Below are 15,925 nucleotides of genomic sequence, written 5' to 3' on the forward strand. Positions count from 1 at the left end.
TAAACGCAGTTAATAACTGCTTTTAATATTTAGCTGTCAGGTTGAGTAAGAAAAGCGTTCACAATCGTGATTAATACTGTAAAATTCACCCTGCACAGCATACTAAATTTGATTTAAGGGTCAGCTATGCCTACAAATGCATTTTTAGGAGTATTCGCAAAATCTCCTATCAAGCCAATGGAAGATCACATCAAGAAGGTTCATCAAGCCAGTAAGGCTTTGATCCCTTTTTTCGATCACGTATTTAAAGAAGAATGGGTCGAAGCCGAAGAAATTCGCTTAAACATTCGCTCTCTAGAACGTGAAGCCGACGACATGAAAAGAGATATTCGCTTACAATTACCGCGTGGTTTATTCATGCCGGTAGAGCGTACCGATCTACTTGAGCTTGTCACTCAGCAAGATAAAATTGCTAACAAAGCAAAAGATATTTCTGGACGTATTATTGGTCGTGAAATGACCTTTCCGAAGGAAATTCAAGCTGATTTCTTAACCTATCTTATTCGTTGTGTTGATGCTACTAAGCAAGCCTCAAATGCAATTAACGAACTAGATGAGTTGCTAGAAACAGGTTTTAAAGGTCGAGAAGTGGCCTTAGTCGAAAAAATGTTAGTTGAATTGGATGCAATAGAACAAGACACGGATGACATGCAAATCAAAATACGTCGCCAATTACGGGCCGTAGAAGGTGAAATTAATCCAGTCGATGTGATGTTTTTATACAAGATTATCGAATGGGTAGGCGAGCTTGCTGATATTGCAGAGCGCGTAGGTTCACGTCTTGAGCTGATGTTAGCTCGTTAATTTACTCTCAGTTCAATAACGAAAGATTAAGGTTACACAATGGATATCATTGCATCTTATGGCACGGTATTAATTTTAATTGCCGCAGCAGTCGGCTTTTTTATGGCTTATGGTATTGGCGCAAATGATGTTGCCAATGCAATGGGCACATCAGTTGGTTCTAAAGCACTAACAATTAAACAAGCAATTTTTATTGCTATGATTTTTGAGTTTGCAGGGGCATACCTTGCTGGCGGCGAAGTAACATCGACAATTCGTAAAGGTATTATTGATTCAACTCCTTTTTTAGAGCTCCCAGAACTTATGGTGCTGGGAATGATCTCAGCATTATTTGCTGCAGGTAGCTGGCTACTTATAGCTTCTTTCCTAGGTTGGCCGGTATCAACAACACACTCGATTATTGGTGCAATTATTGGTTTTGCACTCGTTGCCGTTGGTAGTGAAGCAATCCAGTGGGATAAAGTAGCGGGTATTCTAGGTAGTTGGATAGTTACTCCGGCTATATCTGGCTTTATTGCTTACCTTATATTTATGAGTGCGCAAAAACTTATTTTTGATACTGACGCTCCTCTTAATAATGCTAAGCGCTTTGTGCCTGTTTATATGGGGCTAGCGGGCTTTATTATGTCGTTAGTGACGATTAAAAAGGGCTTAAAGCATATTGGTATTGAGTTAGGTGCTGTTGAAGGCTATGCCATTGCTATTGGTATTGCTGTTATAGTGGGTATTATCGGTAAAGTTGCTATATCTCGCTTACAAATTGACCCCGGCGCAGATAAAAAAATGCAGTTCAACAATGTTGAGAAAGTATTTGCAGTATTAATGGTACTGACCGCTTGTTGTATGGCATTTGCTCATGGTTCAAACGATGTTGCTAATGCCATTGGTCCACTTGCTGCAGTAGTAAATATTGTTGAAAACAATGGCGAAATAGCCAGTAAAGCGGCTATCGCATGGTGGATATTACCACTGGGTGGTTTTGGTATTGTTGCAGGTCTTGCCATTTTAGGTAAAAAAGTAATTAAAACCATTGGTGAAGGCATTACGCATTTAACACCAAGCCGTGGTTTTGCTGCTGAATTAGCCGCAGCCTCCACGGTTGTTATAGCTTCAGGTACAGGGTTGCCAATTTCGACTACGCAAACCTTAGTAGGTGCAGTATTAGGTGTGGGTATGGCACGTGGTATTGCAGCTCTGAATATGACTGTTATCAGAAATATTGTAGTTTCTTGGGTAATTACATTGCCAGTTGGCGCTGCCCTTGCTATTGTTATTTTCTACATACTACGAACTGCCTTTGGGGTGTAACTCTTAGGTTTGAGTATTAAAGACTTTTAGCTTGAAAAGATCTCAGTGCCTTTGGTGTTGGGATCTTTTTATTTGTGGGTAATAAAAACTATATGAATAACTTACCAAGCATTAAACAATTGCAATATTTGTTGGCAGTTCATCAGCATCAGCATTTTGGCCGCGCAGCGACAGCTTGCTTTATTGGTCAATCAACTTTAAGTAGCGCTATTCAAAACCTAGAAGAAACACTAGGGTGCCAGCTTATTGAGCGAGAAAACCGTAGTCTGATGTTTACTACGATTGGTGAAGAGGTGGTCGCAAAGTCGCGTAAAATTATTGACGACACCATGAGCCTTAAAGAGCTTACTAAAAGCTTTTTAACCCCTTTAAGTGGCAAATTAACCTTAGGGGTTATACCAACTATTGCAAGCTTTATCGCGGCGCCTTTGTATCTCTTTTGCCTGCAAACATTTACGGATCTTGAATTAATTTTAGTTGAAGACACCAGCGACAACTTATTAGACAAGCTTGAGCATGGTCATATTGATATGGCGTTATTGGCACTGCCGTATGAAACAGATAAGTTTCACACTCAAATATTAGCGCAAGATCACTTTAGTTTAGTGCATCATAAAGATTATACACCGGCTAAAGATGTGGTCGATTTTAATCTTTTACCAGACGCTAGCGTGTTTTTACTCGAGCGCGAGCATTGTATGACGGGGCATGCCCTGAGTGCATGTCATCTAAACCGCTCAAGCTGCATAAATCCATTTGAAGCTACAAGCTTACATACCTTATTAAGCATGATTGAGCACAAGCTGGGGGTTACGTTTTTACCGCAAATGGCAATTAACGCAGGGATATTGGCAAACAAAAATATGCTTGCCACGCCATCACAAGGTGACTCATACCGAGACATTGGTATTTTGTGGCGTAAAACCACCGGGCGCATCCGCGATTTTAAGTTGTTTAGTAAAGCACTAGAAGAATTCTTAACGCAGCAATGTAGCTTATAGCAACATTTTAATGGCAACCAGATGATATTACTAAAGTGATTGCTGCTCGTTATGATCATCATATTCAAACTGTTTGTTAAATGGGGTGATATCAGGTAAAAATAATAAGTACATCCACACTACAAGGTTAAAATAGGGGAGCAACCCTAAGCAAGTAAAGATGCTTACCGGATATCCTTTAATATGTGCGTAACGATAGCATTGAAAAGTAATCCCTAAATTTACAGCCAGTAATAATATAATTAGTGGTAGCATAACTATCTCCTTAAATACCGATAATAACAATAACTTAGTATGTTTGTTATGATTGGTGATGTCATGAATATATTTAGTTATCTCTTAAAGTACATGACATCATGTTATATATGAGTATAGTTGAGTTCCATTCAGATGGAAGTAAAATTATCGAGTAAACCTGCTAAAAAGTAATCTAAATTGGCTTAAATTAGCTAGGTGATTGTTCGTAAAAACTTTTATTTTGCAAAATACTTTCAAGTGTGGCTGCTTTTTTTTAACGTGTATTGTGCGAGAAATAAAGGAACCTTGACCATAATTGACGCTAATTTCTTAGAGTGAATAAAATACTTATTTGTTTTCAATATGTTCAGCTACAGAACGTTTATCAACAGAGCAGCTAATGTCATTTATTGCTTTGGCGAGCACTAAATCAATCGGAGCATTGACGAGGCCCCGTACAAGCGAGCCGCCTATTTTCTTATCATAAGGCCGATAATAATATTAACAGGGTGATTTTACATTTTTTGCTCAGTAGCACCGGCGTTTATGATCAGCAATTTTAGCTATGCTGTCATGGCATCACTAACTCTTAATTTCATCCATGTTAAATTGAGTCTTGTAGAGTAAAGACATGTATATAATTCACAAGCTGACATTAATAAGTAAATATTAGTAATAGACTTGTAATCACCTGTAGATCTTGAGCTTGTGGCTGCTAACGTATAAACTTGGCGCGACTTTTTTTATGTGGATAATTCCCTATGCGTGTGGCTGATTTTAGCTTTGATTTACCCGATGAACTGATTGCTCGTTTTCCTAAGCAAGAGCGCAGTAGTAGCCGGTTACTCACTTTAGATGGCCCAAGTGGTTCAGTCGCTCACAAAATATTTAGTGATGTACTTGAACTGGTTAATGAAAACGATCTGTTAGTGTTTAATAACACTAAAGTAATTCCAGCACGTATGTTTGGCCAAAAAGAGTCTGGCGGAAAAGTTGAAGTGTTGGTTGAGCGTGTACTTGACGAGCACCGGGTACTGGCTCATGTACGCGCTAGCAAATCACCAAAACCGGGCACCCACTTAATTTTAGAAGGCAAAACGACCGTTTTAATGGTTGCTCGCCATGATGAGTTATTTGAACTTGAGTTTGATAAAAAACAAAACGTACTAGATATTTTAAACGATATTGGTCACATGCCATTGCCGCCTTATATAGACCGTCCTGATAATGATACTGACCGTGAGCGCTATCAAACCGTTTATGGCGAAAAGCCAGGGGCTGTTGCCGCACCGACTGCAGGCTTACATTTTGACGATAAGCTAATGACTGCACTCAAAAACAAAGGTGTGAACATGGCTTTTGTAACCTTGCATGTTGGAGCCGGTACTTTTCAACCAGTGCGAGTAGATTCCGTGGATGAGCACATTATGCATTCAGAGTATATCGAAGTACCCGATAATGTGGTTGCAGCCGTAGCAGAAACTAAAGCTAAGGGTGGGCGCGTAATTGCAATTGGTACAACTTCGGTTCGTTCACTTGAATCAGCAGCTAAAGTACACGGCGGTAAGCTAGACACCTATTTTGGTGATACTGATATTTTTATTTATCCGGGTTACCAATTTAATGTGGTCGATGCGATGGTAACTAATTTCCACCTGCCTGAGTCAACGCTTATTATGCTAGTTAGTGCATTTTCCGGACAAGATAACATCATGGGCGCGTATAAAACTGCAATCGAACAAAAATATCGCTTTTTTAGTTATGGTGATGCGATGTTTTTAACGCGAAAATAGCGACCTTTTAATATGACGAGCAGCCCAGCCAAATGCTGGGCTGCTTAGTTTTTAATTTACACTTTTAATTTTAGCCTTTAACCCAATATCATACCCAAACCACCTCAATATACGAATTTCAGTTAGCGTTAAAACCGATTTAAGTAAAGCGTTGATTGTAAGTAAGCGTTATTCCCTTGCTAAAATCAATAACGCAGTATAAATCGCTTTAAAACCAACCCGTTTGGCATTTCACAAGCACTTACTCTAATCGTTATCCCTTCTAAAAGGGACTGCCATTGTTGCAAAGTAATGTCTTGATATTAACCCCTTGTGAAACGCTGAATTCTGCATCTTGAAATGGTTTGGGTATAGTAATGCAATAGTAACTAATGGTAGAATCGAGCGGTTAAATTAGTGCTTTTTATGGCTTGCTGGACTGTTTTTCTGGCATTGAGGGTAATATGAAATTTGAATTAGACCGTACGGATGGCAAGGCACGTCGTGGCCGCTTGATTTTTGACCGTGGTGCTGTAGAAACGCCGGCATTTATGCCTGTGGGTACTTACGGTACGGTGAAGGGGATGACGCCGGATGAAGTTAAAGATACGGGTGCACAGATATGTTTAGGTAACACCTTTCATTTAATGCTTCGCCCAGGTACTGAAATCATCAAGCAACATGGTGGCTTGCACGACTTTATGAATTGGGATAAGCCAATTTTAACTGACTCAGGCGGTTTTCAAGTCTTTAGTCTAGGTGCAATGCGGAAAATATCTGAAGAGGGTGTATTGTTTAGCTCACCGGTAAACGGTGAAAAAATTATGCTTTCACCAGAAAAAGCAATGCAAGTACAGCGTGACTTAGGCTCAGATATTGTGATGATATTTGACGAATGCACACCTTATCCAGCTACTGAAAAAGAAGCTAAAGATTCAATGGAACTGTCGTTGCGCTGGGCTAAGCGTTCTAAAGAAGGGCACGGTGACAATCCATCAGCTTTATTTGGTATTATACAAGGCGGTATGTACCCTGAACTACGTGCTGAGTCGCAAAAAGGTTTAGAGGAAATTGGTTTTGATGGTTATGCTTTAGGTGGTTTATCTGTCGGTGAGCCAAAAAATGAGATGATCAATACGCTTGATCACTGTGCCTATAAAATGCCTGAAAACAAACCACGCTACTTAATGGGTGTAGGCAAGCCTGAAGATTTAGTTGAAGCGGTGCGTCGCGGTATTGATATGTTTGACTGCGTAATGCCAACCCGTAATGCGCGTAATGGTCACTTATTCGTGACTGGCGGTATAGTTAAAATTCGCAACGCCGTGCATAAAACAGATACAGCACCGCTTGATCCTGAGTGTGATTGCCATACTTGCAAAAACTACTCGCGTGCTTATTTACATCACCTTGATAAATGTAATGAAATTTTAGGTGCACGACTAAACACAGTCCACAACTTGCGTTATTATCAACGAGTGATGGAAGGGTTACGTAATGCCATAAGTAATGGCCAGTTAGACGAATTTGTAAATGATTTTTATGCACGCCGTGGCCAAGAAGTGCCAGAGCTTGCTGATACCACAAATTAAATTTAAAAAATTAAAGAGGAAAAGTTATGAGTTTATTTATGTCAAACGCCCATGCAAGTGCAGCAGGCGCAGCTCCTGCCGGTGGTGGCTATGAAATGTTGATCATGCTAGCTATTTTTGGCTTAGTATTTTACTTCTTAATTTATCGCCCACAAGCTAAACGTGTAAAAGAGCATAAAAGCTTAATGAGTGCGATGGGTAAAGGCGACGAAGTACTAACGCAAGGCGGCATGGTTGGTAAAATCACTAAAATTGCAGAAGATAAAGACTTCATTGTTATCGCGCTAAATGACCAAACAGAAGTTACCGTGCAAAAATCAGCGGTATCAGCAGTATTGCCTAAAGGCACTATGAAGTCGCTATAACAATAAGGACGCTCACGTGTTAAACAAGTTTCCATTATGGAAGTATTTACTTGTTCTCGCTGTGCTCGCTATTGGCCTTTTATATGCCTCTCCAAACTTGTATGGTCGTGATCCGGCCATTCAAGTTTTAGGCGCTAAAGGAGCTGATGTTGAACTCAGTGCTGTAGACGAAGTAAACACCATATTAAAAGATAACAGCATTACAGTTAAGTCAACAAAATATGAAAATGGGCAAGTTTTAGTACGTTTCAAAAATGTTGAAGAGCAGCTTAAAGCGCAAGACATTTTGCGTGATTCATTAAATGAAGATTACATCTCAGCCATTAATATGGCCCCGGCGCAACCTCATTGGTTAAAAGCCCTTGGCGGTAATCCAATGAAATTGGGCTTGGATTTAAGTGGTGGCGTACATTTCACGATGGAAATCGACATGGCTACCGCAGTTGATAACCAATTGGAGCAAATGGAGCAAGATTTTAAAAGTGACCTACGTGATGAAAAACTACGTTATCGCTCTATTCGCCGCGTTGGTGATAGTGACCGAGTGCGTGTTGAAATGCGTAGCGAAGCAGATAAAGATGCTGCAGAAGGTTTTTTATCAACGAGTTATCCGTTAAATATTTATATTAATGACAGCAGTAATGACAATGCTTTTTATGCTTCGATGAGCGAACAAAAGCTAAAAGAAATTCGTGATTATGCCATTAAACAAAATGAAACGATTATTCGTAATCGTATCAACCAAATTGGTGTTGCTGAACCAAACGTACAACGCCAAGGTGCTGAGCGTATTATTGTTCAACTGCCGGGTGTACAAGATACTGCTCGCGCAAAGGAAATTTTAGGTGCAACGGCTACTCTTGAATTTCGTGAAGTAGACGAAAATGCTGACCGCGCAGCTGCAGCACAAGGGCGCATTCCACCAGGCACTGAAATGATCATGAGTCGTGACGGTTACCCTGTAGTGCTTACCAAGCGTATTATCCTTGAAGGTAGCCATATTACTGGCGCACAATCAGGTGCCGATGAATACCAACGTCCACAAGTGAGTATCACACTAGATAGTAAAGGCGGCGCAAAAATGAATGCCTTTACTAAAAGTTCTATTGGTAAAAGCATGGCAACGGTATTTATTGAATACAAACCATCAGGCGAAAAGGACGAAAACGGTAAAGCGTTACCACCTACTAAAGTGGAAGAAGTGATTAACGTTGCAACTATTCAAGCTCGCCTTGATCGTTCGTTCCGTATTACCGGTATTGATAACCCCGCTGAAGCCCATAACTTGAGCTTGTTATTACGCGCAGGCGCGTTAGTAGCGCCTATTCAAATTGTAGAAGAGCGCACTGTTGGGCCAAGCCTTGGGCAAGAGAATATCGAAGCGGGTATCATGGCCGTGGCGCTAGGTTTCTTATTTGTGCTGATCTTTATGCTCGTTTACTACAAAGGTTTTGGCATGGTTGCTAATATAGCGCTGGGTGCAAACTTAGTACTTATCGTGGGCGTTATGTCACTCATCCCTGGTGCAACACTTACCTTACCAGGCATTGCGGGTATTGTATTAACTGTAGGTATGGCGGTTGATGCCAACGTACTTATATTTGAACGTATTCGAGAAGAGTTAGCAGAAGGACGCAGTCCACAACAAGCGGTTCATCATGGTTATGATAGCGCCTTTAGTACTATTTTTGATGCTAATATCACTACCTTAATTGCAGCGATTATATTATTTGCTGTTGGTACAGGCCCGATTGCTGGATTCGCAGTAACACTTGCGATTGGTATTCTTACTTCAATGTTTACAGCTATTATTGGTACCCGCGCGGTGATCAACTTGATTATTGGCGGTAAACGTATTGAAAAGCTGTCAATTTAAGGAGCTGATATGCAAATTTTAAAACTAGGCGGCAAAACCTTAAAGTTTATGTCGCTGCGCAAAGTTGCGCTGGGGATATCAACCTTACTGATTTTGGCATCGTTTGTTTCTTTCTTCACTAAAGGTTTAAACTTTGGTTTAGATTTTACGGGGGGGACTGCAGTTGAAGTCGGTTTTTCACAACCTGCTGACTTGAAGAAAGTACGTACAGCAATTCAAGATAGTGGCTTTGAAGATTTCTCGGTGCAGCTGTTTGGTTCAAGTAAAGAAATCTTAGTGAGACTTGCGCCACAAGGTGGCGATGTTAAAGCTGAGGTTATCGGCAACCAAATTATAGCCGCCCTTCGTGAAACTGACGATAGTGTTGAGATGCGCCGCATTGAGTTTGTTGGTCCAAGTGTGGGTGAAGACTTAAAAGAGCAGGGTGGCCTAGCCATGTTAACTGCGCTAATTTGTATCTTGATTTACGTGGCATTTCGCTTTGAGTGGCGCTTTGCAGTGGGGGCGGTTTCAGCATTGTTACACGACGTGCTCATCACGCTAGGTTTATTCTCTGTACTGGGGCTTGAGTTTGACTTAACTATTTTGGCGGCTATTTTAGCGGTAATTGGTTACTCACTTAACGACACCATAGTGGTATCTGACCGTATCCGTGAGAACTTTCGTAAAGTGCGTGTTGACGATACTATCGAGATCATCGATCTTTCACTTACGCAAACACTTAATCGTACTTTAGTAACTTCAATCACTACAATTTTAGTATTGACTGCTTTGTTTGTATGGGGTGGTCAAACTATTCATGGCTTTGCGACAGCATTACTATTTGGTGTGCTTATTGGTACTTATTCATCGATTTATGTAGCCAGTGCGGTTGCCATTGCTATGGGCGTGAGTAAAGAAGACTTAATTCCTGAAGTAATTGAAAAAGAAGGTGCGGACTTAGATCCAATGCCTTAATTTTATATAGCTAAGTATGTCAAAAGCCGCTCCTCAATGAGCGGCTTTTTGTTATGATTATAAATAATATAATTAGAATTATTGTCAAAATAATAATGAGTTGTACATATGCTAAAAAGACTATTTCTTGTAACTTTTTTTCTTACCGCATGCAGTGATGAAGCAAACGATAGTAAAGTAGTCGATAGCAAAGTGGCTGATAGTAAAGTAACTGATGTTGCCAAGCCTCAGCAATTAACTGTACTTGAACAGTATCAACACAAAGCAAAAAATTTATTACTCAGTATCCGTACTCGTAAAGCCGCTGCGGATATCGTAATTGAGGCAGAAATGCTTGTGGCTAATTCTCGTAGACTACTTAGCAGTTTTACCTTGAAGTACCCTCAATGCAGAGAGTACTTAACGGCACTTGATAAAGAGGCTGAGGCTATTGCGAGCCAACCAATACCAGACATTGAAAGTGGTTACCATGACGGTGATAAACTTCCTAATTTTGACGACCCGGTGTGCTACTATGCTAAAAACTTACTGGTTCACCCAGCAAAGGTGCAAGCCATTGCATTGTTAGGCATGAATAGTGAGCTAGCATACCAAGATGCAGAAATGGAGATGGTTGAAGCTATCGCCCATTTTGAACAAGTAGAGCAGGCACTTGATAAAAAATAAGTAACCAAAAAGTGAGCACCGCTGTTAAATAGCAGTGAGCGCACTACAAGCGCGACGAGTACCTCAACGAACGACTTTGGTTAAAATTAAACAATAAATCGGTATCCACATAAGCAATCCAGAGCTTGAACTTGGCAACCTTTTACTTTTGGTATAAAAAAAGGAGCCGTAGCTCCTTTTTTAATATCATCACAACTCTAATTAACGAAGTAATGACTCATTTAATACTGGGCGAATTTCACGAATAATAGCTTGTGTAAGCTTTGGAGCGCCGCAGATGATGTTACCACTTTGGTTATAGTTATTGCCGCCAGCGAAATCAACAACCATACCGCCAGCCTCTTTAACCATTAATTCGCCTGCTGCTGAGTTCCAAGGTTTTAAACCGATTTCAAAGAAACCGTCAACACGACCCGCAGCCACATAAGCCATGTCTAACGCAGAGCACCCCGCGCGACGAATGTCAGCAGTGTGAACAAATAACGCTTTAAATGCTTCAGTGTATGCATCAATGTGGTGCTTATTTTTGAAAGGAAATCCCGTCGCTAAAACAGTACCTGAAAGAACCGTTGTTTTACTAACACGAAGACGTTTACTGTTAAGTTGAGCGCCTTGACCACGAGAAGCCGTGAAAAGCTCACCACGAATTGGGTCATAAATAACAGATTGGTCTAAACGACCTTTAACTTTAAGTGCGATAGAAATCGCATAATGAGGAATGCCTTTGATGAAGTTTGTAGTGCCATCAATAGGATCTACAATCCATTGGTAATCTGCATCCTTGCCAGCGTGCTCGCCTAACTCTTCACCAATAACTGAATGAGTAGGGTAAGACTGTAAAATAGTGTCACGAATTACGGCTTCGGCTTCTTTATCAATATTAGTTACTAAATCGTTAGTGCCTTTTTGTTGCACTTCAACTTTTGATAAATCTTCACTTGCGCGAAGTAAAATTTTACCTGCGTTGCGAGCAGCGCGAACCGCAATGTTTAACATCGGATGCATGGTTTTACCTTTGGGTTGTAAAAGAACGTTATATCTAAGGCGGCGTATTTTAGCGACTTTTGCCGCAAAGTAAACAACAAAGCCAAAATAGTTTAGAGTGTTTTTTGTACTAGACTGAGTTGCAAGGGAAAAATTTTAAAGGAAAAGCTAATAGGCAGAGTTTCAGCGTAGAAGGGTTATGACTTATCTAAGCTGATATGAGCCTATGCTATTTATCGCTTAGGGCTAAGAGCTATGTTATAATCGCGCACAATTTTTTTGTGCATGAATTAAGTGACGCAGTAATGATCTTAGATGACGTTCGTATCGTTTTAGTAAACACCTCGCATTCGGGTAATATTGGCTCAGCAGCACGGGCGATGAAAACCATGGGGCTGTCAAAGCTTTATTTAGTCGATCCTGCTTGTGAAGTTGATGGTCATGCCAGTGCGTTAGCGGCAGGTGCTACTGATGTGCTAGGTAACGCGGTAATTGTTGATACGGTTGCAGATGCGGTTGCTGGTTGTGCACTAACTATTGGCACCAGTGCGCGCTCGCGTACTTTATCTTGGCCGATGGTTGAACCGCGTGAATGTGGTGAAAAGCTGATTAATGAAGCGCAAGCAGGTCCTGTGGCACTTGTATTTGGCCGTGAAAACAGTGGCTTAACAAATGAAGAATTACAGCAATGTAACTATCATGTATGCATTCCTGCTAATCCAGAATACAGCTCACTTAATTTAGCTATGGCGGTGCAAACTCTTTGCTATGAAACGCGAATGGCGTTTTTAAATCATCAAAAAAATGAGCACCCACAAGTGTCAGAGCAAGATGATACGGTTTACCCTAAAGCCAAGCAAACTGAACTGTTTTACGATCACCTAGAGCAAACCCTAACGGATACGGGTTTTATAATTAAGCAGCATCCAGGATTGGTGATGACCAAGCTGCGTCGTATGTTTAATCGCGCTCGCCCAGAAGAAGCTGAGCTAAACATTTTACGCGGTATTCTTACCTCAATAAATAAGTCTACTAAATAAGACAAAGTTATATATAGTTTTGGTGACTAATACTTGACTAAATTACTCAGGTAATTACAATGAACTCAATACTTGACCAAAAAGGTCGGGTATTAAATATTATCAATCAGTAATTTGCTGATTGTTAATATCGACTAATTTACTCTGGTAATTAAAGTTTGCACTCTTTTGTGCAGGGGGCGTTATGAAGTTAACATCAAAAGGCCGATACGCAGTAACCGCCATGTTGGATGTTGCACTACATACTGATGTAGGTGCGGTCCCCCTAGCTGATATATCAGAACGACAAGAAATTTCGTTATCATACCTTGAGCAATTATTTGCTCGGTTACGAAAAAATGGGCTTGTGACTTCAGTACGTGGTCCTGGCGGCGGTTATTTATTAGGCCGCGAAACAAGCGCAATTTCTGTTGGTGATGTAATTAGCGCGGTAGATGAATCAGTTGATGCCACACGTTGTCATGGTGCAAGCAGTGGCTGTCAAAGCGGTATGCGTTGTTTAACCCATACTTTATGGTCTGATTTAAGTGCCCGAATCGAAGAATTTTTAAATGGTATTACCCTCGCTGAGTTGGTGCAAAAGTCGGATGTGAAAGAAGTCGCATCACGCCAAGATAACAGTATCAATAATGCAATTAAGCAACTGGAAAACATTCAAGTAAGCTGTCAACTTTAAGTTGACGTGAAGCGGAGAAAAAAATGAAGTTACCAATTTATTTAGATTACGCAGCAACCACACCCGTTGATGAGCGTGTAGCAAAAGATATGATGCAATGCCTTACTATGGACGGTAATTTTGGTAATCCTGCGTCACGTTCACATCGTTTTGGTTGGCAAGCAGAAGAAGTGGTTGATCAAGCACGTACAGATATTGCTGATCTAATCAATGCAGATCCACGTGAAATTGTTTTCACTTCGGGTGCAACAGAGTCAAATAACCTAGCTATTAAAGGTGCGGCGCAGTTTTATAAAAAGAAAGGTAAGCACGTTATTACCGCTAAAACTGAGCATAAAGCAGTACTTGACACGTGTCGTGAGCTTGAGCGTCAAGGCTTTGAAGTTACCTATATGGACGTTGAAGAAAACGGCCTGCTGGATCTTAAAAAGCTAGCTGCAACAATGCGTGATGACACGGTCTTAGTGAGCATCATGCACGTGAATAATGAGTTAGGTGTTATTCAAGATATCGCTACTATCGGCGAAATGTGTCGTGAACGTAAAATCATGTTCCACGTTGATGCTGCGCAAAGTGCGGGTAAAGTATTAATTGACGTACAACAGCTTAAAGTCGACTTTATGTCATTCTCAGGCCACAAAGTATATGGCCCTAAAGGAGTTGGCGCACTTTATGTACGTCGTAAACCACGCGCTCGTCTTGAAGCACAAATGCACGGTGGTGGCCATGAACGTGGTATGCGCTCCGGCACACTGGCAACTCATCAGCTTGTAGGTATGGGTTCCGCATTTAAGGTCGCTAAACAAGATTTTGAAAAAGACCATGCACACATCAGCGCGCTACGTAAGCGCTTGATAGATGGTATTATGGCTGATATGGACGAAGTTTACTTTAATGGTGAACCAAGCCAATCAGTACCAGGAATTGTTAACATCAGCTTTAACTTCGTTGAAGGTGAATCGTTATTAATGGCTGTTAAAGATATTGCTGTATCATCAGGTTCTGCCTGTACCTCAGCAAGCTTAGAGCCTTCTTATGTACTACGTGCATTAGGCCGTAACGACGAGTTAGCACATAGCTCAATTCGTTTTAGTATTGGCCGCTTTACGACTGAGGAAGAGATTGATTATACCGTCGAACTAATCAAAAACTCGATTGGCCGTTTACGCGAGATGTCTCCTTTGTGGGAAATGCATCAAGAAGGTATTGATTTAGAATCAGTTGAGTGGGCACATCATTAATTGATGGGCACACCCGTTAGCAGGTAGTGAGGATAGAATAATGGCTTATAGTAATAAAGTAATCGATCATGTTGAAAGTCCACGTAACGTGGGTGTTTTAGACAAAAGTGACCCGTCAGTAGCAACCGGTATGGTTGGCGCACCCGCATGTGGTGACGTTATGAAGTTACAAATCAAAGTGTCAGCTGACGGTGTAATTGAAGACGCAAAATTCAAAACCTATGGTTGTGGTAGTGCAATTGCTTCATCATCGCTTGTTACCGAGTGGGTAAAAGGCAAAACATTAGACGAAGCATCAACTATTAAAAATACCGATATCAGTGCTGAACTTGAGTTGCCACCAGTGAAAATTCACTGTTCGATTCTAGCAGAAGATGCGATTCAAGCAGCGATTGCTGACTACAAAAGCAAACAAGCTAAGTAAGAGATAATTTCATGGCAGTGACATTGACAGAGGCGGCAGCAAACCGCGTAGAATCATTTTTAGCAAATCGCGGCAAAGGGCTTGGCCTGCGCGTAGGCATTAAAACTACAGGCTGTTCAGGTCTTGCTTATGTTCTTGAGTTTGTCGACGAACTAGCTGAAGGTGATGAAGTTTTTGAAAGCCAAGGCGTTAAACTTATTGTTGATGCTAAAAGCTTGGTTTATATTGATGGCACTCAGCTTGACTACGCTAAAGAAGGCTTAAATGAAGGGTTTCAGTTTAGCAACCCCAACCTAGCCGATGAGTGTGGTTGCGGTGAAAGCTTCACAGTATAAATACTGACAAAAGCGTATCTTGAAGCCCTGCCTATGTAGGGCTTTATTCTTTAAAGTTTATTTATTTGGGCGAATAAATGCGTTATTTTGAGCTATTTGCGATACCCGTAGATTACAACATTGATTTAGCCACAGTGAACAAGCACTATCTTGAACTACAACGTGCTGTTCATCCTGACCGTCATGCTAACGCGAGCAGTCGTGATAAGTTACTCGCGGTACAAAATACCGCAGAGATAAACGATGCCTTACAAACGCTTAAGCACCCAGTAAAGCGTGCCGAATATATGCTGAGTGAACTGGGTGTTGATATTCGCTCAGAGCAACAAACACTGCAAGACCCGCTATTTTTAATGCAGCAAATGGAATTACGCGAAGAGCTTGAAGAGCTAGAGAACGGCAACGATCCAGATACTGCTATTGCAAATTTTGAAGCACAAATAAAGCAGCTTGATAAACAATATAGTAATGAATTTGCAGCGCAGCTAGCAAGCAATGATGAACAGCAGTGGCAGGCCGCCGCTGATAACGTTCGTAAGTTAAAGTTTGTTTATAAGTTACGCGACGAGCTTGAGCGCATTGAAGATAGTTTATTCGACGATTAATTTACTCGCTGTTTAGAAAATAGCGATAATAGAGTGTAAAGA

Annotated in this window: 17 protein-coding genes; 15 read left to right on the forward strand and 2 right to left on the reverse strand. The window is 40.9% G+C overall.

Features of this window, described 5'->3' with window-relative positions:
- The first annotated feature begins 126 nt into the window (after nucleotides 1-126).
- The 3 genes from ACT3S9_RS01515 (at nucleotide 127) to ACT3S9_RS01525 (ending at nucleotide 3,113) form a co-directional block, all read left to right on the forward strand.
- On the forward strand, nucleotides 127-804 hold the full coding sequence (locus ACT3S9_RS01515) for a TIGR00153 family protein (RefSeq protein WP_441833936.1): 678 nt from the start codon (nucleotides 127-129) through the stop codon (nucleotides 802-804).
- Nucleotides 805-843: 39 nt separating this feature from the next.
- Nucleotides 844-2,112 (forward strand): inorganic phosphate transporter, encoded by a 1,269-nt coding sequence (locus tag ACT3S9_RS01520; protein WP_441833937.1) that lies wholly within the window; start codon nucleotides 844-846, stop codon nucleotides 2,110-2,112.
- Between the two features lie 92 nt (nucleotides 2,113-2,204).
- Complete coding sequence (locus tag ACT3S9_RS01525) at nucleotides 2,205-3,113, forward strand: hydrogen peroxide-inducible genes activator (protein ID WP_441833938.1); 909 nt, start codon at nucleotides 2,205-2,207, stop codon at nucleotides 3,111-3,113.
- Nucleotides 3,114-3,143: 30 nt separating this feature from the next.
- On the opposite strand, the gene ACT3S9_RS01530 is transcribed toward ACT3S9_RS01525, so the two are convergent.
- Nucleotides 3,144-3,368, reverse strand: coding sequence for a hypothetical protein (locus ACT3S9_RS01530; protein ID WP_441833939.1), 225 nt, complete (start codon nucleotides 3,366-3,368; stop codon nucleotides 3,144-3,146).
- A gap of 743 nt (nucleotides 3,369-4,111) precedes the next feature.
- Here ACT3S9_RS01530 and queA point away from each other — a divergent pair.
- From queA to ACT3S9_RS01560, 6 genes are all read left to right on the forward strand, one after another.
- The gene (gene queA / locus ACT3S9_RS01535; RefSeq protein ID WP_441833940.1) at nucleotides 4,112-5,143 is read left to right on the forward strand and encodes a tRNA preQ1(34) S-adenosylmethionine ribosyltransferase-isomerase QueA; all 1,032 of its coding nucleotides are present in this window, start codon (nucleotides 4,112-4,114) and stop codon (nucleotides 5,141-5,143) included.
- A gap of 443 nt (nucleotides 5,144-5,586) precedes the next feature.
- The gene (gene tgt / locus ACT3S9_RS01540; protein ID WP_441833941.1) at nucleotides 5,587-6,714 is read left to right on the forward strand and encodes a tRNA guanosine(34) transglycosylase Tgt; all 1,128 of its coding nucleotides are present in this window, start codon (nucleotides 5,587-5,589) and stop codon (nucleotides 6,712-6,714) included.
- 26 nt (nucleotides 6,715-6,740) lie between these two features.
- Nucleotides 6,741-7,079, forward strand: a complete 339-nt coding sequence (yajC, locus tag ACT3S9_RS01545) for a preprotein translocase subunit YajC (protein ID WP_441833942.1) — start codon at nucleotides 6,741-6,743, stop codon at nucleotides 7,077-7,079.
- Between the two features lie 16 nt (nucleotides 7,080-7,095).
- Nucleotides 7,096-8,955 (forward strand): protein translocase subunit SecD, encoded by a 1,860-nt coding sequence (gene secD, locus ACT3S9_RS01550; protein WP_441833943.1) that lies wholly within the window; start codon nucleotides 7,096-7,098, stop codon nucleotides 8,953-8,955.
- A 9-nt stretch (nucleotides 8,956-8,964) separates the two neighbouring features.
- Nucleotides 8,965-9,912 carry a protein translocase subunit SecF gene (secF, locus tag ACT3S9_RS01555; RefSeq protein WP_441833944.1) on the forward strand — a complete coding sequence of 316 codons (948 nt, stop codon included), beginning with the start codon at nucleotides 8,965-8,967 and terminating at the stop codon, nucleotides 9,910-9,912.
- A gap of 108 nt (nucleotides 9,913-10,020) precedes the next feature.
- Nucleotides 10,021-10,578 (forward strand): hypothetical protein, encoded by a 558-nt coding sequence (locus tag ACT3S9_RS01560; RefSeq protein ID WP_441833945.1) that lies wholly within the window; start codon nucleotides 10,021-10,023, stop codon nucleotides 10,576-10,578.
- A 201-nt stretch (nucleotides 10,579-10,779) separates the two neighbouring features.
- On the opposite strand, the gene suhB is transcribed toward ACT3S9_RS01560, so the two are convergent.
- Nucleotides 10,780-11,583 carry an inositol-1-monophosphatase gene (suhB, locus tag ACT3S9_RS01565; protein WP_441833946.1) on the reverse strand — a complete coding sequence of 268 codons (804 nt, stop codon included), beginning with the start codon at nucleotides 11,581-11,583 and terminating at the stop codon, nucleotides 10,780-10,782.
- Between the two features lie 284 nt (nucleotides 11,584-11,867).
- Here suhB and trmJ point away from each other — a divergent pair, with 284 nt between their 5' ends.
- From trmJ to hscB, 6 genes are all read left to right on the forward strand, one after another.
- Entirely contained in the window at nucleotides 11,868-12,602 is a 735-nt protein-coding gene (gene trmJ, locus ACT3S9_RS01570; protein WP_444751097.1) for a tRNA (cytosine(32)/uridine(32)-2'-O)-methyltransferase TrmJ, read from the forward strand.
- A gap of 184 nt (nucleotides 12,603-12,786) precedes the next feature.
- Nucleotides 12,787-13,278 carry a Fe-S cluster assembly transcriptional regulator IscR gene (iscR, locus tag ACT3S9_RS01575; RefSeq protein WP_441833948.1) on the forward strand — a complete coding sequence of 164 codons (492 nt, stop codon included), beginning with the start codon at nucleotides 12,787-12,789 and terminating at the stop codon, nucleotides 13,276-13,278.
- Nucleotides 13,279-13,301: 23 nt separating this feature from the next.
- Nucleotides 13,302-14,519, forward strand: a complete 1,218-nt coding sequence (locus tag ACT3S9_RS01580) for an IscS subfamily cysteine desulfurase (RefSeq protein WP_441833949.1) — start codon at nucleotides 13,302-13,304, stop codon at nucleotides 14,517-14,519.
- Between the two features lie 40 nt (nucleotides 14,520-14,559).
- Entirely contained in the window at nucleotides 14,560-14,943 is a 384-nt protein-coding gene (gene iscU, locus ACT3S9_RS01585) for a Fe-S cluster assembly scaffold IscU (protein ID WP_441833950.1), read from the forward strand.
- Nucleotides 14,944-14,954: 11 nt separating this feature from the next.
- Nucleotides 14,955-15,278 (forward strand): iron-sulfur cluster assembly protein IscA, encoded by a 324-nt coding sequence (iscA, locus tag ACT3S9_RS01590; protein WP_441833951.1) that lies wholly within the window; start codon nucleotides 14,955-14,957, stop codon nucleotides 15,276-15,278.
- Between the two features lie 77 nt (nucleotides 15,279-15,355).
- Nucleotides 15,356-15,883: a co-chaperone HscB gene (gene hscB, locus ACT3S9_RS01595; RefSeq protein WP_441833952.1), complete on the forward strand. Its 528-nt coding sequence runs from the start codon at nucleotides 15,356-15,358 to the stop codon at nucleotides 15,881-15,883.
- Nucleotides 15,884-15,925 lie beyond the last annotated feature (42 nt).

Origin of the sequence: Pseudoalteromonas sp. AOP31-A2-14 (assembly GCF_052378035.1) — a bacterium.
Classification (GTDB): domain Bacteria; phylum Pseudomonadota; class Gammaproteobacteria; order Enterobacterales; family Alteromonadaceae; genus Pseudoalteromonas.